At 32.4% G+C, this 17,925-nt stretch carries 18 protein-coding genes; 10 read left to right on the top strand and 8 right to left on the bottom strand.

Translation table 11 applies throughout. From position 1 onward, the window contains the following. Positions 1 to 364 precede the first annotated feature (364 nt). Together ACTJFD_RS05905 and lspA are read right to left on the bottom strand one after the other, a co-directional pair. On the bottom strand, positions 365 to 811 hold the full coding sequence (locus ACTJFD_RS05905; RefSeq protein ID WP_442260318.1) for a Fur family transcriptional regulator: 447 nt from the start codon (positions 809 to 811) through the stop codon (positions 365 to 367). Between the two features lie 138 nt (positions 812 to 949). Beyond that, positions 950 to 1,408 (bottom strand): signal peptidase II, encoded by a 459-nt coding sequence (gene lspA, locus ACTJFD_RS05900; protein ID WP_442260316.1) that lies wholly within the window; start codon positions 1,406 to 1,408, stop codon positions 950 to 952. A 176-nt stretch (positions 1,409 to 1,584) separates the two neighbouring features. Between lspA and ACTJFD_RS05895 the strand changes: the two genes are divergently transcribed. Beyond that, positions 1,585 to 1,794, top strand: coding sequence for a cold-shock protein (locus tag ACTJFD_RS05895; RefSeq protein ID WP_442260314.1), 210 nt, complete (start codon positions 1,585 to 1,587; stop codon positions 1,792 to 1,794). Positions 1,795 to 1,838: 44 nt separating this feature from the next. Here ACTJFD_RS05895 and ACTJFD_RS05890 read toward each other — a convergent pair whose 3' ends face one another. Further along, positions 1,839 to 2,261 (bottom strand): EbsA family protein, encoded by a 423-nt coding sequence (locus ACTJFD_RS05890; RefSeq protein WP_442260312.1) that lies wholly within the window; start codon positions 2,259 to 2,261, stop codon positions 1,839 to 1,841. 83 nt (positions 2,262 to 2,344) lie between these two features. Here ACTJFD_RS05890 and ACTJFD_RS05885 point away from each other — a divergent pair, with 83 nt between their 5' ends. The 6 genes from ACTJFD_RS05885 to ald all read left to right on the top strand — a co-directional run bounded on the left by ACTJFD_RS05885 (position 2,345) and on the right by ald (position 9,134). Beyond that, complete coding sequence (locus tag ACTJFD_RS05885; RefSeq protein ID WP_442260311.1) at positions 2,345 to 2,737, top strand: ribonuclease HI family protein; 393 nt, start codon at positions 2,345 to 2,347, stop codon at positions 2,735 to 2,737. 109 nt (positions 2,738 to 2,846) lie between these two features. Continuing rightward, positions 2,847 to 4,262, top strand: coding sequence for a cardiolipin synthase (gene cls / locus ACTJFD_RS05880; RefSeq protein ID WP_442260309.1), 1,416 nt, complete (start codon positions 2,847 to 2,849; stop codon positions 4,260 to 4,262). A gap of 142 nt (positions 4,263 to 4,404) precedes the next feature. Continuing rightward, positions 4,405 to 5,808, top strand: a complete 1,404-nt coding sequence (locus tag ACTJFD_RS05875; RefSeq protein ID WP_442260308.1) for a TrkH family potassium uptake protein — start codon at positions 4,405 to 4,407, stop codon at positions 5,806 to 5,808. Positions 5,809 to 5,900: 92 nt separating this feature from the next. Continuing rightward, positions 5,901 to 7,253: a MurT ligase domain-containing protein gene (locus ACTJFD_RS05870; RefSeq protein WP_442260306.1), complete on the top strand. Its 1,353-nt coding sequence runs from the start codon at positions 5,901 to 5,903 to the stop codon at positions 7,251 to 7,253. Next, positions 7,246 to 7,905: a type 1 glutamine amidotransferase gene (locus ACTJFD_RS05865; protein ID WP_442260305.1), complete on the top strand. Its 660-nt coding sequence runs from the start codon at positions 7,246 to 7,248 to the stop codon at positions 7,903 to 7,905. Before ACTJFD_RS05870 ends, ACTJFD_RS05865 begins: the two co-directional genes overlap by 8 nt. Before the next feature lie 113 nt (positions 7,906 to 8,018). After that, on the top strand, positions 8,019 to 9,134 hold the full coding sequence (gene ald, locus ACTJFD_RS05860) for an alanine dehydrogenase (RefSeq protein WP_442260303.1): 1,116 nt from the start codon (positions 8,019 to 8,021) through the stop codon (positions 9,132 to 9,134). 151 nt (positions 9,135 to 9,285) lie between these two features. On the opposite strand, the gene manA is transcribed toward ald, so the two are convergent. The 5 genes from manA to ACTJFD_RS05835 form a co-directional block, all read right to left on the bottom strand. Beyond that, the gene (gene manA, locus ACTJFD_RS05855; RefSeq protein WP_442260301.1) at positions 9,286 to 10,254 is read right to left on the bottom strand and encodes a mannose-6-phosphate isomerase, class I; all 969 of its coding nucleotides are present in this window, start codon (positions 10,252 to 10,254) and stop codon (positions 9,286 to 9,288) included. A gap of 60 nt (positions 10,255 to 10,314) precedes the next feature. After that, on the bottom strand, positions 10,315 to 11,322 hold the full coding sequence (locus tag ACTJFD_RS05850) for a serine hydrolase domain-containing protein (protein ID WP_442260299.1): 1,008 nt from the start codon (positions 11,320 to 11,322) through the stop codon (positions 10,315 to 10,317). Positions 11,323 to 11,440: 118 nt separating this feature from the next. Then, positions 11,441 to 12,274, bottom strand: a complete 834-nt coding sequence (locus ACTJFD_RS05845; protein WP_442260297.1) for a carbohydrate ABC transporter permease — start codon at positions 12,272 to 12,274, stop codon at positions 11,441 to 11,443. A gap of 1 nt (position 12,275) precedes the next feature. Continuing rightward, positions 12,276 to 13,136, bottom strand: a complete 861-nt coding sequence (locus ACTJFD_RS05840) for a carbohydrate ABC transporter permease (RefSeq protein ID WP_442260295.1) — start codon at positions 13,134 to 13,136, stop codon at positions 12,276 to 12,278. Between the two features lie 79 nt (positions 13,137 to 13,215). After that, the gene (locus ACTJFD_RS05835) at positions 13,216 to 14,502 is read right to left on the bottom strand and encodes an ABC transporter substrate-binding protein (RefSeq protein WP_442260293.1); all 1,287 of its coding nucleotides are present in this window, start codon (positions 14,500 to 14,502) and stop codon (positions 13,216 to 13,218) included. Between the two features lie 213 nt (positions 14,503 to 14,715). Between ACTJFD_RS05835 and ACTJFD_RS05830 the strand changes: the two genes are divergently transcribed. The 3 genes from ACTJFD_RS05830 to ACTJFD_RS05820 are packed head-to-tail and all read left to right on the top strand — an operon-like array spanning position 14,716 to position 17,922. Further along, on the top strand, positions 14,716 to 16,188 hold the full coding sequence (locus ACTJFD_RS05830; protein ID WP_442260327.1) for a response regulator transcription factor: 1,473 nt from the start codon (positions 14,716 to 14,718) through the stop codon (positions 16,186 to 16,188). Continuing rightward, positions 16,188 to 17,126: a cache domain-containing protein gene (locus ACTJFD_RS05825; protein ID WP_442260291.1), complete on the top strand. Its 939-nt coding sequence runs from the start codon at positions 16,188 to 16,190 to the stop codon at positions 17,124 to 17,126. Before ACTJFD_RS05830 ends, ACTJFD_RS05825 begins: the two co-directional genes overlap by 1 nt. After that, a complete protein-coding gene (locus tag ACTJFD_RS05820; protein ID WP_442260289.1) occupies positions 17,035 to 17,922 on the top strand; it encodes a sensor histidine kinase in 888 nt (295 codons plus the stop codon). The genes ACTJFD_RS05825 and ACTJFD_RS05820 overlap by 92 nt, the downstream gene beginning before the upstream one ends. Positions 17,923 to 17,925 lie beyond the last annotated feature (3 nt).

Raw genomic sequence — 17,925 nt, 5'->3', positions numbered from 1 at the left:
AAAACACCTACACATTTGGTTCGTCTTACTTTGTTCAGTTTTCAAAGGTCTATTTCTTTGTCGCGTTAGCAACTTTTATATCATATCAAACCGTTTATGACTTGTCAAGCATTTGTTTTTTTAAAATGTTGAGACGTCTTAAACGACTTTATTAGATTAACACATTTGTTTCTCTAAGTCAACCACCAATATAAGATAACGAGTTACGTCTTAACGACAAGAATTACTATACCAATTTTTCATTATCTCGTCAACTAAAATCAGCGTTTTTAATAAGTTCCTACGTTTTTTAAAAAAACAATAAAGAATTCTATTACTTTCATTAATATGAAGAAAGCAATAGAATTCTCTTTTTAATCTCTAATTACTCTTCTTCTGTTTTCATTTTGTTTTGACACTCAGGACAAATTCCATAAAGTTCCAGACGATGGTCATTGATTATGAAACCTGTTAACTGCTCTGTTGCTGATTCTACATCTTCAAGCCCTGGATAAAAAATATCTTCAACTTTTTCACACACTTCGCAAATAGCGTGATAATGTTTCGTTGATGTAAAGTCAAAGCGACTCGACGAATCTCCATATGCCATCTCAATCACAAAACCAATATCCGTAAATAATCTTAAATTATTATAAACAGTGGCCACGCTCATGTTTGGAAATCTTTCTTCTAAATGTTTATAAATTTCATCTGCAGTAGGATGACTTTTACTTTCTATTAAGTATTCCAAAATAGCATATCTTTGTGGAGTAATTCGAATATCTGATTCTTTCATTTTTTTAACTGCGTCTTGAACAACTTGATTAGCCATTATTCATCTTCCTTGCTTTTTATTTTTCTTTTCACATTGTTCTATACAATTAATATTTCATACACTTCCATTTTACTATCTATTAATAAGAAATTCAAGGTGGTAATTGTTATATTTATCACAATATTTATTTTATAATCATTTTAGTCTGTTTTCTTTACCTTCAATAAACAATAGATAGATAAAAAGACAGCCGACACCTATACATAGTCCAATATCAGCAATATTAAAAATTGGAAAACTTATAAATTCAACTTGAAACATGTCTATTACATAATTTAAACGGACACGATCAATAAAATTACCTATTGTGCCTCCAATAATAAAACTTAAACCTATCGTTAACCATTTTGACTTATCTCTATTTTTATAAAGAAGATAAGGAAAAACAGTCAAAGCAACAAATGTAATCATGACAAAAAACCATAATTGACCTTCCAATATACTCCACGCTGCGCCTTCATTTTTTATAAATGTTAAAGTCATAAAAGGATTATGCCCTAATGTTTCACCAAGAGGAATATTGGTTACGGTCCAAATTTTTAAGAGTTGATCTAAAATTACTGTTACTAACACTATCAGTCCATATATTATCATTTGAATTCTCCTGCCTTTGTTTTTTTTAATTAAGTTTATCCAAGTATATAGCATATTTAAAGAAGTAAAAAGATTAATCAACTAATTTCCAAGTTTTTTCACTCTGTTATTTGACCTTGTTCTATTTAAAACGTATAATAAAAGAGAGTCTAATGGTGTAAATGGAGGAATGTAAAATGAAAACTGGAACTGTTAAATGGTTTGATATAAAAAAAGGGTATGGTTTCATTATTTACGATTTGGATGAAGAGATTTTTGTTCATTTTACAGGGATCCAAAAAGAAGGATTTAAAACTCTTTTCGAAGGACAAATGGTTCAATTTGATATTCGAGAAGGAGCTAGAGGTCTTCAGGCATCAAATGTTCTAGTTATTGAATCTGAATAATAAATTAAAAAGAGTCCTAACAGATTGGTTCTGTGAGGGCTCTTTTACTCTTTACCTAGTAATTTTCCTTTAAAGTTAGATTCTTGCTTTAAACTTTCCACAAATGCACGTTTTGATGGCGGAAACATAATATACGAATAATCTTTTTTGTTTGTATAGATGGTTACACCATGAGTACCTATTAAAATCTTATTAATAGTAGATAACTCAATTAAATAGCGATTTTTTTTTAATATAGCCGATACTTTCAATTGCTCATTTGTTAAAATCATTCGTCTTTTAGTTCCTAAGTAACTAAAAAAAACAAAAAGTAAAAAGGTGATAACAATAAACGGTGTGATCGTTCCCCGTTCTTCTAATAACCCTATAATTCCTAAAAAAAATAAAATACAGGTCCACGACCAATAAATGACGCTACCCGTTAGGTCTGGCTGATATCTAAAGACATGAATTTTACTTGAATTCATACAAACCCTCGCTTTACTTATCACTACACAATGGTATTATCTTACCATAGATATTTTAAATATAAAATAAAAAAGGTGATAGAATGATAAAAATTTTTGTTGATGCTGCAACCAATCCAAAACAACAGAAAAGTGCTGGGGGAATGGTGCTTCAATCTAATAGTACTTATTTACAATTAAAGATACCGCTAGAAGCTTTAGATAACCATTCTGCAGAGTTTGAAATAATGCTCTATGCGCTTAATTACTGTCTTGATGCCCAATGGACAAGTGAAACAATTATGATTTATTCTGATAGTAAGATAGTCATCCACTCCATTGATAAAGCTTACTCAGGAAATCCATTATTTCAACCTATTCTTCAATCTATCTTAGAAAAAGCTAATTTTTTTCCCTTAATTTTTTTTAAATGGATTCCAGAAAAAGAAAATAAAGGAGCAGATCAGTTGGCTAGACAAGCTTTAATTCACCTTTGATTTTTTATTTTTTTATGATGGCATCGACTTCTTAGCACTTATTTTAGCATTTTGTTATAATAAGTCCAATATTTAAACAAAGGAGTGATTCATTATTGGAAATATTATTTTGTTAATCTACTTGCTCAACTTAGTTTTCGCTGTTTATCTTGTCTTTTTTAGAGAAAAAAATACGTCTGTCACCCTACTTTGGTTACTTATTTTTGTCACGATACCAATTTTTGGTTTTATTCTTTATCTCTTTTTCGGTTACGGAATTGATGATGCCCCTTACAAGAAAGAAAATAACCAGCTTACAAAAGAAATCAAACAAGCCAATATTTTTGAAGAAACAGAATTTTATCAGCCCTACACTACTATCTCGACTGAGTTAGATTTATTTACGACTAATCTTACCCAACGTCCATTAACTTATCAAAATGAGCTTCAATTATTTACGGATGGTATGAAAAAAATAGAACAACTTAATCAGGATATTTTAGAAGCGACTCATTCAATCCATCTTGAATATTATGCTTTTGTTACAGATGATGTCGGCATGATTTTAATTAATTCTTTAACGCAAAAAGCTCAAAATGGTGTCACTGTTCGTCTGCTTTTTGATCGTCTTGGTTCTTCAGGCGTTGATTTCAAACTTTTTGATCCATTAGTTGCTGCTGGCGGTGAAGTTGAAACCTTCCTAACTTCAAAGCGTTCACTAAAGAATTTTAAAGCAAACTATCACGATCATCATAAGTTAGTGATCATTGATGGAGCTCGCAGTTATATTGGTGGTTTTAATATCAGTCATCAATATGCACATCGAACCATTAAGTTTGGTTATTGGCGTGATACTCATTTACGTGTTACTGGTCCCTTCTCTACACTTGTTCAAAAAACATTTTTACGCAATTGGAATCTTTCTACTTCTACTAAGAAACGTGTCCCATTCAATCGTGACTTGGCTTATGATCCCTATCGCTTTCAAGAAAAGGGAGCTAGTGATATGCAGCTAATTACAAGCGGTCCCGATAATGTGGGACAAGAAATTAAGTTAACTTTCTTACGACTCATCCAAAGTGCTGAAAAACGTATTTGGATTCAAACACCTTATTTAATTCCTGACGATTCAATTATTGATGCTTTAAGAATAGCACAACTTTCCGGAATTGATGTTAAAATTATGATTCCAAATAACCCTGATCATCCCTTCATATACCGAGCAACGCAATATTATGCTCATCAATTGGTCAATTTAGACATCTCAATTTTCAGTTACAATGCTGGTTTTCTCCATTCAAAAGTTATGATTATTGATGATAGTTATTCAATCGTAGGTTCGGCCAATCAAGATATTCGTAGCTATCGTTTAAATTTTGAAGCAAGTGCTTTAATTTATGATGACACACTCAATCAAAAATTAACCTCAGCTTTTGAAAATGACTTAACACAATCAGAAAAACTATCAAAAGAATACTTTACTTCATTATCGCTCTGGATTAAATTTAAACAGCGAGTAGCACGATTATTATCCTTCGTAATGTAATTAAAATACAGCTTTGCTTTTTTATAAAGTCCTACCTTTTATTCTGAAGTAGTTCCTCGGAACTACTTCTTTTTATTTTTTTACTTACCGTATTTAATGTCAGTAATGTTATACTATAATTAATAATAAAAGAGGTGATGAATTGTTCAGTTTCGGACGTTTTTATTATCAATTAAAAAGAAGAGGGCATCTCTATATTAATACCCATTTTTCTAGTGTTCAAATTATTTTTACTTACTATATTCTTATAACACTACTCGCTTTTCTTTTGTTGAGTCTCCCTTTTTTTCACAAAGAACAAGCCAGTCCTAGTTGGTATGATACGCTCTTTATGGCTGTTAGCACTGTCAGTGTCACTGGCTTAAGTACTTTTAACATTAATGAAGTTTATAACGAACGAGGCATCGTCCTACTTGAAATTATGTTTCAAATCGGAAGTTTAGGAATCATGATGATTTCAACTTTTCTTTTTATTTTAGCTAAAAAGAAAATTAGTCTCAGAACACGTCAGTTAATCATGACAGATATGAACCAACCAAAATTAAGTGGTAGCATCCGTCTTATCAAAAGCACAATTTATACTTTATTTATGCTCCAAATGAGTTTTGGTATTATTTTTTCTTTTCGCTTTTATTATATTGAAGCGCATGCCACTGTCAATGAAGCTATTTTTAATGGTTTTTATCAATCTATTTCAGCTATTACTAATTCTGGTTTTGATGTTACTGGCTATTCTGCAGCGCCTTATGCAAATGACTCTTTTTCTATTTTATCTTTAATTTTACTCATCACAATTGGTGGCATCGGTTTTCCAGTTCTAATGGAAATTAGAGAATGGATAACCTTTAAACGGACAAAAGAAAATCATCATTTCCGTTTCTCACTTTTTAGTAAGCTTGCCATGAGCACTTACATTATTCTTTTTATTTTTGGTGCGCTTATGATTTTTTTTATTGAAGAGCACCATCTCTTTCAAAATATGTCTTCCGCCAAACAATGGTTAAATGCAATGTTCTACTCTTCTAGTGCACGTAATGCTGGCCTGCAGCTTCATGATATCCACCTTTTCCAAGAATCAACCTTACTTTTATTGGCATTACTCATGTTCATTGGCTGTAGTCCAAGTTCTGTAGGCGGTGGTATCCGGACGACAACTGTCGCTATCGTCGTTCTCTACGTGGTTTCTTTAATTAAAGGCGAGAAAAACGTTTCGATTTTTAGTCGTCGAATTGATGCAGAAGATATTCGTAAAGCCGTAGTTGTTACCATCCTTTCTTTAAGTATGTGTTTCGTCGCTGTTTTAATTTTATCCATTACTGAAGAGCAATCTCTTATCTCAATTATCATGGAAGTTTCTTCAGCTTTCGGAACAACTGGTCTCTCTCTAGGTATCACCCCTTCATTGTCAACCATTGGAAAAATAATCATTGCCTTATTAATGTTTATCGGACGAATTGGAATGCTTTATACCTTAATGATTTTTGTTCCAAAAGAACGACAAGATCATGGCTATCTTTACCCTACTGAAAAAATAATTATTGGATAATAACGATTCCTTTAATTTCTTCTTTAATTCAAAATATTTTTGCGTTAATATGGTATGATAGATTAGCTAATTATGAATCAGGAGGAAATAACATGAGTATTCAAAGTGCATTGGCTACCTTTGCAGGAAAATCGTCACGTTGGTTTTTACAAACATTTTTAAATGGAGGGAGTAGTTTACCAGGTAAACTAGCCTTAAAAATAGACCCTTCAATCCTTGATTCTCTTTCAAAGGACTATCATGTTATTGTCGTTACGGGGACCAACGGAAAAACTCTAACTACGGCATTGACTGTCAATATTTTAAAACAAGAAGTGGATTCTGTTTTAACCAATACAACAGGAGCAAATATGATTCAAGGAATTGTTTCTACTTTTCTCTCTGCTAAAAAAGAAAAAGGCAAAAAAAAGTTTGCTGTTTTAGAAATTGATGAAGCGAGTTTAAGCAAAGTGACCAAATACATCAAACCAGAACTATTTTTATTTACAAATATTTTCCGAGATCAAATGGACCGTTACGGTGAAATTTATACCACTTACCAGCTCATTGTGGATGGCGCTAAAAATGCACCGAATGCAACAATTTTAATGAATGGTGACCTCCCGATTTTCAATTCCATCAAGACAGTAAACCCTAGAAAATATTATGGATTTAATCATCAAAAAGAACACGAACAGATGGCACATTATAATACAGATGGCATTCTTTGTCCTAACTGTCAACACATTTTACATTATAAAATGATTACTTATAGTAATTTAGGTAAATACTATTGTCCTAACTGTGATTTCAAACGCCCTGACCTCGAAGTAGAACTAACAGAAATTACAACTATGACCAATACAGCATCTTCTTTTACGATTGAGCAAGAAAATTATCAAATTGAAGTGGGTGGACTTTATAATGTTTACAACGCATTAGCCGCTACTGCTGTTGCTAAACATTATAATATCTCCTCCGATAAAATTAGAAAAGGCTTAGCATACGATGATAAAGTTTTTGGTCGTCAAGAAGTCATTTCAATTGGCGATAAACGGTGCACTTTAGTTCTCGTTAAAAATCCAGTGGGCTTAAACCAAGTCATTGATACTATGACTCTTGCTCCCTATGATTTTTCACTTGTAGCGTTATTGAATGATAACTATGCAGATGGAATTGATATTAGTTGGATTTGGGATAGTCAATTAGAAAACTTAGCTGAACTCCCTATCCCAACTGTTATTTCTGGTGGTGATCGTCATCGGGACATGACTTTACGTTTAAAAGTCGCTGGATTTGATGAAAATAAAATTGAAGAAACAAACTCTTTAAAAGAAGTCATTTCAAAAATTCAAACCGTTGAAAGTGATCATGTCTATATTTTAGCAACTTATACAGCCGTCTTAGGACTAAGAAAAGAACTGATCCAACAGGGATTTATTAAGGGGGCTTCTAACAATGACTAAACAAGAAATCAAAGTTTGTCACCTGTACGGAAATCTACTCAATACTTATGGTGATAATGGAAATCTATTAATTTTAAATTATTATGCTAAAAAAATGAATCTTGATTTTTCAGTAGAAATTGTTAGTATTTATGAACCTTTTGATCCCACTAAATATGATTTTGTTTTTTTTGGAGGCGGTCAAGACTACGAACAAGTCATTGTTTCACGTGATATTCAAACAAAAAAACAAGCCTTAACAGATTATATTGAAAATTATGGTGTCATGTTAGCAATTTGTGGTGGTTTCCAACTGCTAGGCGATTATTATATCGGTGCCAAAGGCGAAAAAATTCAAGGTATCCACGCACTTCCTCATTACACCTTAAGTCAAGACAACCAACGTTTTATCGGTGAAGTTGAAATTTATAACGAGGAGTTTGACGAAACTTATTATGGTTTTGAAAATCATAATGGAATGACTTTCTTAGGCGAAAACGTGCTTCCATTAGGTATTGTCAAAAAAGGATATGGCAATAACGGAAAAGATCTAACCGAAGGCGTTCTTTATAAAAATGTGATTGGCTCTTACTTCCACGGCCCTTTACTTGCACGTAATGAAAATCTAGCCCAGCGAATTCTTAAAATGATTATTGAAAAAAAAAATAACTAGCTAAAAGTATGAGATAAACGCTTATTCTTATCTCATACTTTTTTAATATTATATAAAACGTGATATACTTATCACTATAAATGTGAATTCTTAAAAAGAAAGAAGGATACCAAATGATAGTTGGAATACCAAAAGAAATTAAAAACAATGAAAATAGAGTTGCTTTAACACCACAGTTTGTCCAAAATTTAGTCAATCATGGACACTCCGTTTTAGTGGAAACCCAAGCAGGAACAGGTTCCGGTTTTGAAGATGAAATGTATCAAGAAATGGGAGCAACCATTGTAGCAACAGCAAAAGAAGCTTGGGATGCTCAACTTGTTTTAAAAGTTAAAGAACCACTTCCTAGTGAATATACTTATTTTAAAGAAGGACTCATCCTATTTACTTACCTCCATCTCGCACCTCAACCAAAATTAACACAGGCTTTACTTGAGCATAAAGTTACAGCCATTGGATATGAGGCGGTTCAATTAGATGATGGCAGTCTTCCCTTGCTGACACCGATGTCAGAAATTGCTGGACGAATGGCTCCACAAACAGGAGCATTCTTCCTACAAAAAACAAATGGTGGTTCAGGTATACTCTTAACGAGTGTTCCGGGTGTCGAAAAAGGAACGGTTGTTATCATCGGTGGTGGTAATGCAGGCGCTAATGCAGCAAAAGTAGCAATTGGTTTAGGTGCCAAAGTTCGTATTTTAGATGTCAATTCTAAGCGCCTAGCCCAATTAGAGGATATCTATGGAAACGAAATTGAAACCATCATGTCAAACCCTTACAACATTGAACAATCTGTAAAAATGGCTGATTTAGTGATTGGTGCTGTCCTCATTCCCGGACGAAGAACACCTACTTTAGTTACCAATGACATGATTAAGCAAATGAGGCCTGGTTCTGTACTAATTGATATTGCGATTGACCAAGGAGGTATTTTTGAGTCTAGTGATCACGTTACAGATTTAGATAACCCTATTTATATTAAACACAATATCGTCCATTATGCTGTTTCTAACATGCCAGGGGCGGTTCCAAGAACCTCAACATTAGCCTTAACTAATAATACTTTACCTTATGTTCTTGAGTTAGCAGATAAAGGCTTTAAACAAGCGATTCTAGATAATCAGGCGCTATATCGTGGTGTCAATACACATGATGGTGTCTTAACTTATGAACAAGTCGCCACAGATCAAGAACAAGATTGGACTAAACTAGAAGATTTATTCGTATAAATTAAGACATTAAAAAAACTTTCTAAGACACTCTAATCATAAAAAAATCGCATGAAATCAGGTTGTTAAAACATTGATTTCATGCGATTTTTATTTTATTTATCTAAATCCCTTAAACTAAAAAATAGATTTGAACTGTCTCTTTTAATATTTATTTACTATTTTTACTTCCTGGAGTTGAAGCGATTAGTTGAATATCTCCTTCAATTTTCCAGTTATTGATTTCATTTGGTAGAATAAAATGATCACCTTTTTTAAGTTCAAATGGTTCTTCTTGTTCTTCAATAAACAAGTAACCAAAACCATTTAATACACTGGCTAAAGTGTAAGGTGCTTGTTTTTCAAATTTAGTAGAACCTTCAATCTCCCAGTCATAAACACAAAAATAATCCGATTGAAGAAAAGTGGTCAGCGAAGAACTTCCAACATTTACTTGTTTTATCTCATTGACTGGAATATGATGTGGAACTTGAGTCACATCGATTGATTCTTGAATATGTAACTCACGTAAATTACCTTCATCATCTTTGCGGTCATAATCATAAACCCGATAAGTAGTATCACTACTTTGTTGCGTTTCTAAGATCATAATCCCTTTGCCAATGGCATGGATTGTTCCACTCGGTACAAAAAAGAAATCCCCACGTTTTACTGGTACTCTTGTTAATAATTGATCCCATTGTCCCTTATCAATCATCTCAATCAATTCTTCTCGTGTTTGAGCATGATGACCATAAATAATTTCGGCTCCTGGCTTAGCATCGATAATATACCAACATTCTGTTTTTCCTAATTCACCAGCATGTTTTTTACCATATTCGTCATCAGGATGGACTTGAACGGATAAATCATCTTCCGCATCTAATATTTTAATGAGTAAAGGAAATACGGGTTCCTTAGGATTACCAAATAAATGGCTTTCTTTTTTCCACAACTCATCTAATTTTGTCCCTTTAAATTTACCATTGATAACAGTTGAAACACCATGTGGATGCGCACTAATCGCCCAACATTCACCTGTTTTATCGCTGGGTAATTCATAATTAAAACTCGTTTGCAATTGATTTCCGCCCCAAATTTTTTCTTGAAAGACGGGTTTTAAAAATAATGGTTCTTTCATTTTTATCCATCACTCCTGTTTATTATTCCTTTACAGTATAGCATCTTTAACTGAAATTTTTTAACTTATTTTCAAATATAACTGAATAAGTCGACTTCTTTGTTTTAAATATAATTCACGATGATCTTCAGGGTGAACTCGATTAGACAAAAAAAGAAAGGCTGTTTGATTAAGGAGATTTAAAATCATAAATGTCCCGGTATAACCAGTATGGAATAATAAATAATCCTTATCCTTTTTTATCAAATCCCATCCTAACGATCTTTTTAGATTTTTCATCGGCGTTTGGTCTTGTAATAAATTAAGGAGAGTTGTTTCTTTCAAAAAAGGTTGACCATTAGGAAGCTTACCTCGATTCAACATCATCTCAGTAAATTTCAAAGTATCATCCAATGTACTAAACAGACCCGCACTACCACAATGTTCTTTTAAAACATAAGCTTTTGGATCATGAACTTCACCGCAAATCAAGCCACGTTTTGGATGAAGCTCAGTTGGTGCTGTCCTTGTTGGCGGTGCCTTGACAAAAAAACTATTCTTCATCTTTAATGGGACCAAAACTTCTTTAGTTACGACATTCGCAAAATCATCACCATAAAGTCTTTCAATCATAAAACCTAAAAGAATAGTTCCGGTATCTGTATACTTAAAAGTCTGTCCTCTTTCTTCTGATGATTTTAATTTTAATAAGCTTGCTTTTAGTTCGAGCTGATTTAATCGATCGCGATTTTCAATATATGGGTTTATTGCCGAAGTATGTGTCAACAAATGACGGATGGTTACTAAACGATCTTTAAATTCAGGCAAATAATAAGCAACAGGCAAATCAATCTCAAGTTCATTTTGTTCGATTAATTTCAAAAGAATTGTGTTTGTAGCAATAACTTTTGTCAAGGAAGCCATGTCAAAGAGCGTTTCAAAAGTTAAGGGCTGTCGATTTGGTATTCTTTGCTTTAAACCTTGTTTTCTCTTCACGACATTTTTTTGATCAATAAAAGCATAAATCGCTCCAGGAAAAATGTTTTGATTGATTAATTCTTGAATCATCTCATCCATTTTTTCAATCATACTAATCCTCCTCTTTATCTCTTAATTTCCTTTTAGTTTACCACAAAAAAAGTGAAAAAATCAGACGATGCATTGCACCTAGATTCTTTCACTTTCTTTTATTTATTTATTTATTTATTTATTTAACTGAGCCCAACATTCCTTGAACAAATTGTTTCTGAAGAACAAAGAAAATAACCGCCATCGGTAACGTTGCAATCACGATACCAACCATCATCATTCCAAAATCCGGAGTGTAAGAAGCTCCCATGATGGATAAAGCTAATGGTACAGTCCTATTTTTAGGTGACTGTAAAGCAACTAATGGCCATAGATAATTATTCCAACTGTTCATAAATGTGATAATTGCCCCCGCTGCATAAGTATTTTTTGAAGCTGGCATATAAATTCTAAAAAAGATCGCCCATTCACCTAAACCATCAATTCGGGCAGCCTCAACTAAGTCTTTAGGAAAAGATTTACTATTTTGTCTAAAGAAAAAAATTAAAAAAGCAGTACAAACGGAAGGGATAATAACTGAAAAACGTGAATCTAAGCCTAACCCTTGCAAAGGTGTTCCATTTAATTTGCTAAACATCCGATAAAGAGGAACCATCATTGCTGAAAAAGGAACCATCATTGACAAAAGTAAAATAGTAAATATCCGTTCCTTCGCTTTACTTTTAAAGATTTCAAAGCCATACCCGGCAGCTGAAGAAATAACCAAAGCAAATAGAGTAGTAATAATTGCAATAATAGCTGAATTTTTTAATGCGTTGAAAAAATTTGCATCACTATTAATTAAACTTTGAAAGTTGGTCACCAACTGACTGCCCAACATAAATTTACCTGCATTGATATCAATGGCTTTGTTTGTCATCCCTAAAATCATCCATAGAAAAGGAAATAGTGAAACTATTGACATAATAATTAAAAATAAATATTTAAAAATCAAGCCTGCTTTATGTTTCATTTTATGCTTCCTCCCTAACTAAAGCTTTTTGAATAATTGATAACACAACAATTAAAAAAACGATAATAAATGAGACCGCTGCTGCATAACCAAAATTAGGTGTAAATTTGTAACTCAGGTTATAAATATATTGTGATAACGTTGTTGTAGCGTTAGCAGGTCCGCCTTTCGTAATGTTTTGAACTTCATCAAATAGTTGTAACGTTCCAATTGTTGAAGTAATCGTTGTAAATAAAATGATTGGTTTTAAATTAGGAATCGTTATATTAAAAAATTGATTAAACTTACTTGCCCCGTCAATTTCAGAAGCTTCATAAATTTCAGGATCAATATTTTGCATTCCTGAAATATAAAATATCATATTGTAACCCGTCCAACGCCAAGTAATTGAAATAATAATTAGGAGTTTTGCCCAAACTGGATGAGTTAACCAAGGTATAGCTTGTTCAATAACGTTTAAACTAATCAAAGTGTTATTTACAAAGCCAGTAGGTGAAAATAAGCTTTTCATAATTAATGAATACGAAACAAGAGACGTGATACAAGGTAAAAATAAGGCTGTTCTAAAGAAACCTCGAAATTTTAATTTTTTATCGTTTAAAATTTGTGCAAAAATAAGTCCTAAAAAAATCATAATAGGGACCTGAACTATTAAATATAGCGTGGTATTAAATAGTGCTTTTTTAAATGTTGTATCTGTCAACATTCTTGTATAATTACTAATCCCAGTAAAATGCATATTTGTTGGGGTTCCTGTTTTAAAGGATGTAATTAACGCTGAAAGCATCGGAATAAACACTAAAGTCGTAATCATAATCACTGGTATCGCAACAAAAGCTGTCCCTCTACTCTTTTTTTTCATCCGATTTTCACTCCTTTCTCTTCAAAAGAAAGACGCTAATCTCTTTAATAGAGACTAGTCGTCCCACAAGTATTTTTGGTTAGTTAATCGTTGATTCAACCTGACTTTGTGCTTCTTTTAATAAAGCATCTAAATCTTCACCACCAATTGCGCGTTGAACAAACTCTGTCATAATGGCTTCAATCTCATTTGTATGTTTACCATAGTTTACGGTTGGTATTTCATTCATCCATTCTGAAAAGTCCTCATATACTTTTTGTTCTGAATAAAATTTATTCGGCGCTTGATAATTTTCAGTTTCTTCAGCGGCTTTTAACGTACTAACTAAGCCAATCTCTTTAACTAAAACATTTGTTAACTCTTTACTTGAACCAAATGTTTCTTTTAAGAATTCTTTTGCTTTTTTAGTATCCCCCACACCTTTTAACACGTACCAACTTCCTCCACCAATACTTGAAGCATGGACGGAATCAACCGTCGTCAATGTTGGTATTGGAGCAATTTTCCACTTTCCTTCTTGATCTTTTGCTTGCATAATTGAACTAGAATACCAAGAGCCACTTGGAGCAGACACTACTTTACCCGTGTTCAATGCTTCCACTCCTGAATCCCAATCTGAAACAGACAATGCAACATCTTCTTTTAGCATTTGAACGTAAAGTTGGATCCCTTCTTTGAGCGCTTTATTTTTTTCAATTGTTACTTGACCATCTTTATCTGTATACCACTCCCCTGCTGACTGCATCATGATACGAATTGGTCCTAAATCACTTGGATCTAGTGATAATAAATTTTTCCCTGTTTTCGTTTTGACTTTTTTACCGACTTCAATATATTCTTTCCAACTAATATCAGTCATGTCTTCGTCCTTCAGACCCGCTTCTTTTAACAAATCTGTTCGATAAAACAAACCACTCACACCACTATCAAAGGGCATGCCATAAATTTTCCCGTCTTTTCCTGTTGATGCACCAAATTTATACTCTGCAAAATCTTTTTTATCGACGATGTCTGATAAATCTTCAAATGCTTCAGGATAAGAGCCTAAAAAACCTTGTGCTTTATAATCTTCAATTAAAACAATACTTGGTAAGCCCTCTTTATTACCTGCTGTTAGGGCCGTATTCAATTTTTGGACAATATCATCTTGTGAACTTGGAACGACCTCTATTTTTTTATCACTTGAATATATTTTATTAGCTTCATCTAAGGCCTTCACGTTAAATGTCGGGTCCCATGCCCATGCTGTGACTGTTTCAGTATCATTTTTCTTTGATGTTTCTTTCTTTTTTTCACCATTTGAACCACAACCAACCAAAGCAACTGTACTCAATAAAATAAGTGATGAATAAAGTATTTTCTTCATTTTCGTTCCTCCATTAATTTATTTTATAACTCTTTTCACTTACGAATATAAGCTTATTCTGGACTAGGGTCAATTGAATGTAAGTGCTTCCAAAAATATTTACTAAAATACAAAAATATTGCAAAGAATTCAACCATAACAGAATTGACCTTCATTCTTATGCCCTCTATAATTAGAGTAACAAATACATTTCAAGAAAGATTAGTGATAAAAATGAAAACACTCCTTATAGTTGATGATGAAGTGAGTCTTCGAAAAGGTTTAATTGACACTATCAATTGGAATAAATTTGGCTATCAGATTCTGGGTGAGGCCAGCAATGGGGACGAAGCGATCCAACTCATTAAAGAAAACAAACCTGATATTGTCTTAACCGACATTGTCATGCCAAAACTTAACGGAATTGAATTAACTAAATATTTATCAAAGTTTTACCCTGAAATTGCCATTCTTGTTTTAAGTAATTATAGTGATTTTGATTATGTAAAAGAAACTTTAATAGCAGGTGCTCGAGATTATTTACTAAAAGCAACAATTTCTGAAAAAACAAGAATAGATAGTCTTGATAAGATTATAATTAAAAAAACTCACGAGGAATCTTATTTGACCCTCTCAGACTTAATCCGTAAAGTCCTAAATCAAGAATTAAGTGAAAAAGAACAGCGATACTTAACGAATCAGTTAAGGTATCCTAAATGCTATTTAATCGTTAGTGATTTATTCACTCTTACCACTCAAAATCAATTAGATTTTAAAGTCTTTGTAAAAAACAACCTAAAAGACACTTTTATTTTTAGCAATCAAGTTCAGACTCAACAAATTTACCTCTTAAATACGCACTATACGCAACAACAAATCCTAACTTTTTTTAATCAAAAAAAAATTAACTTTCCTTTTTTTGGATGCTTGTCAGAGGAATTAACTTCTTTTAAAGATTTAAAAACAAAGATCGAAGAACTTTCATTGAAATTAAATCTTCGCTTTAATTCTAAAAACAAACAGTTAGTTCTCACTAATGATGCATTTATTTTTGAGAAGTTACCTCTCTTTCCTATGGATGACTTTCAAACTGCTCTCTCTCATTTCAATGAAAAAATTGCCCTTGATATGACACAATCTTATCTTGATAAATCCGCTTCTTTAACATTAGAAGAGACTAAAATTAAAAATTCCTTAATTGGTATTTTTTATCAAATTTATACACATTTCGGTGACCATTACCCTATGTTCGCAGATGTTAATCTCGAAAAAAGTAAGTTACTCTCTGACTTAACCTCTCCTCTGACTTTTGAAGCATTACTTATCGAAACACAATCAAAATTAGACGATTTCAAAACGTATCTTGATAATCAAGAAAATAATCAAGATACCCTTTTTAAATCTCGCTTAATTGATTATGTTAATGAGCACGCAGGTGAAAAAATTTCCTTGAAAGAAGTCGCGAATCATTTTCATTTTAATTACAGCTATTTTTCAAGTTATTTTTCACGCTTATTTGATATGAGTTTCATTGATTTCTTAACTCAAATTCGTATCAATAAGGCAAAAGAACTGTTAGCGAATGAGACGCTTAACATATCAGAAATTGCTTTAGCAACAGGTTTTTCTGAAATCAGTTATTTTTCTAAAGTTTTCAAAAAACAAACAGGAACTTCACCTACTCTCTATCGAAGGAAGTGGCGTTAATGTTAAAAAAATATCAAATATTTTATCATCGAAATGAATTGTTTATTAAAATTTTCGCCATTGCTTTTAGCGCAATTTTATTTGTTGCTTTTACTATTGGCTTTGTTGCCATTAAAACTGCTGAAAAAGCGTATATCTCTTCATATAAAGAATCTAATCAATTGTTATTAAATAAAGTTAGTCATGATTACGAAGCACTCAATGATAATATTATTAATGTTTTCCAATCTTTAAACTTTAATCCTGCAATGAAACATTTTCTAAAAGATAACCTTTCCTCAGAAATCGATCATAATGTTGCGATTTTTCAAATGAAAGATGAGTTAAAAAACACACGCCTTTTATATAATGAAATTGCTTCCCATCTTATCGTTGTCGGTACAAATGGTAAAATTCACTATCAGGGACAAGGTGGATTACTCTATCGTCCAGAAGAATTTTTAGACAAAAAATATATTAAACTTGCCAAATCTTTTCCACAATCAACGCATTATTTTTCAAAACAACATGGTTATTCTGATATTACTAAAGATAAAGCTAACCTGACCATTACAAAAGCTCTATATGATCAAGAAGGAGTCTATGGTTTCGCTATAATGATGATCTTGGAAGAAGAATTCTCTCAATTCTATACTCGTTTGGTTGATCCTAATATTAATCGCGTTTGGATTGCTGATACTCAAGGAACAATTATTTCATCCAATCATAAAACAGATATTGGCAAAAAAAATGAAACATTTTTATCTAAAGATGAAAAAAAAGCATTTCGAGTCAAACAATCTCTAACAAAACAACCTGTCTATTCCTTTAACTATACGCTCTATAATTTAATTAATGATGAATTAGTTGCAAAAAAAAATGATTTTACTTCCAATCGTTTTCTGGGTCGCTCTTTTTTCAATTATTTTAGTTTCCATCATCACTTATTGGGTGATTAGAAAAACAACGGCACCCATTTATGAGCTCACAGAAAAAATCCCTGCGGTAATTGAGGGAGATTTTTCAAAATCAATCACTGTTCGAGGGACGCATGAAATTCGAGAGCTATTAAATGCTTATAATTTTATGCTTGCTGGTTTACATACCTATGTCAATGAAGTCCTTGAACAAGAAAAGGAAAAAAGTTTACTTTCACTAAAAACATTACAATTGCAAATTCAGCCTCACTTTATCTACAACACATTAACAGCGATTAAGTTTCAAATTATGAAAGGAGAGTACCAAAGTGCCATAAATGCTCAAGATGCCTTTATTAAATTACTTCAAAATATTATTAGTATTGATGAGGAACTGATTCCTATTCGTGCCGAACTTGAAAACCTAGAAAATTACCTACTCATTCTTAAAACTCGCTATGGTGAAAAAGTAACGATTGCCTTTCATCAAATAATTACGAATGAAACTTACCGGATCCCCAAGCTACTCATCCAGCCTTTTCTAGAAAATGCTTTTATTCACGCCTTTCCCGATACTCACCCTCTTGGTAGAATTGATGTGTTTATCACCGAAACAGCTGAAAATTTAAAAATAGAAATTATTGATAACGGAATCGGGTTCAATCCTAAAAGTGCCCGCAAAGATAAAATAAATAATAAGGAGTTACATTTTTCTGGTATTGGTATAAAAAATTGCGAAGAACGCTTGAAATTATTATTTCCTAATCAACATAACCTTTCAATTTCTAGTTCTCTAGGCAATGGAACGGTTGTTAGTATCACTTTACCTAAAGTTTAAAAA

The sequence above is a fragment of the Vagococcus sp. genome (assembly GCF_052102835.1).
Classification (GTDB): Bacteria; Bacillota; Bacilli; order Lactobacillales; family Vagococcaceae; genus Vagococcus.
Note: the sequence above shows the minus strand (reverse complement) of the source record. Positions and strands in the feature narration are given on the sequence as shown.

Coding starts and splice junctions, on each gene's coding strand:
- ACTJFD_RS05905 (WP_442260318.1), bottom strand. CDS start 811: ATGGCTAATCAAGTTGTTCAAGACGCAGTTAAAAAAATGAAAGAATCA.
- lspA (WP_442260316.1), bottom strand. CDS start 1,408: ATGATAATATATGGACTGATAGTGTTAGTAACAGTAATTTTAGATCAA.
- ACTJFD_RS05895 (WP_442260314.1), top strand. CDS start 1,585: ATGAAAACTGGAACTGTTAAATGGTTTGATATAAAAAAAGGGTATGGT.
- ACTJFD_RS05890 (WP_442260312.1), bottom strand. CDS start 2,261: ATGAATTCAAGTAAAATTCATGTCTTTAGATATCAGCCAGACCTAACG.
- ACTJFD_RS05885 (WP_442260311.1), top strand. CDS start 2,345: ATGATAAAAATTTTTGTTGATGCTGCAACCAATCCAAAACAACAGAAA.
- ACTJFD_RS05870 (WP_442260306.1), top strand. CDS start 5,901: ATGAGTATTCAAAGTGCATTGGCTACCTTTGCAGGAAAATCGTCACGT.
- ACTJFD_RS05865 (WP_442260305.1), top strand. CDS start 7,246: ATGACTAAACAAGAAATCAAAGTTTGTCACCTGTACGGAAATCTACTC.
- ald (WP_442260303.1), top strand. CDS start 8,019: ATGATAGTTGGAATACCAAAAGAAATTAAAAACAATGAAAATAGAGTT.
- manA (WP_442260301.1), bottom strand. CDS start 10,254: ATGAAAGAACCATTATTTTTAAAACCCGTCTTTCAAGAAAAAATTTGG.
- ACTJFD_RS05850 (WP_442260299.1), bottom strand. CDS start 11,322: ATGATTGAAAAAATGGATGAGATGATTCAAGAATTAATCAATCAAAAC.
- ACTJFD_RS05845 (WP_442260297.1), bottom strand. CDS start 12,274: ATGAAACATAAAGCAGGCTTGATTTTTAAATATTTATTTTTAATTATT.
- ACTJFD_RS05840 (WP_442260295.1), bottom strand. CDS start 13,136: ATGAAAAAAAAGAGTAGAGGGACAGCTTTTGTTGCGATACCAGTGATT.
- ACTJFD_RS05835 (WP_442260293.1), bottom strand. CDS start 14,502: ATGAAGAAAATACTTTATTCATCACTTATTTTATTGAGTACAGTTGCT.
- ACTJFD_RS05830 (WP_442260327.1), top strand. CDS start 14,716: ATGAAAACACTCCTTATAGTTGATGATGAAGTGAGTCTTCGAAAAGGT.
- ACTJFD_RS05825 (WP_442260291.1), top strand. CDS start 16,188: ATGTTAAAAAAATATCAAATATTTTATCATCGAAATGAATTGTTTATT.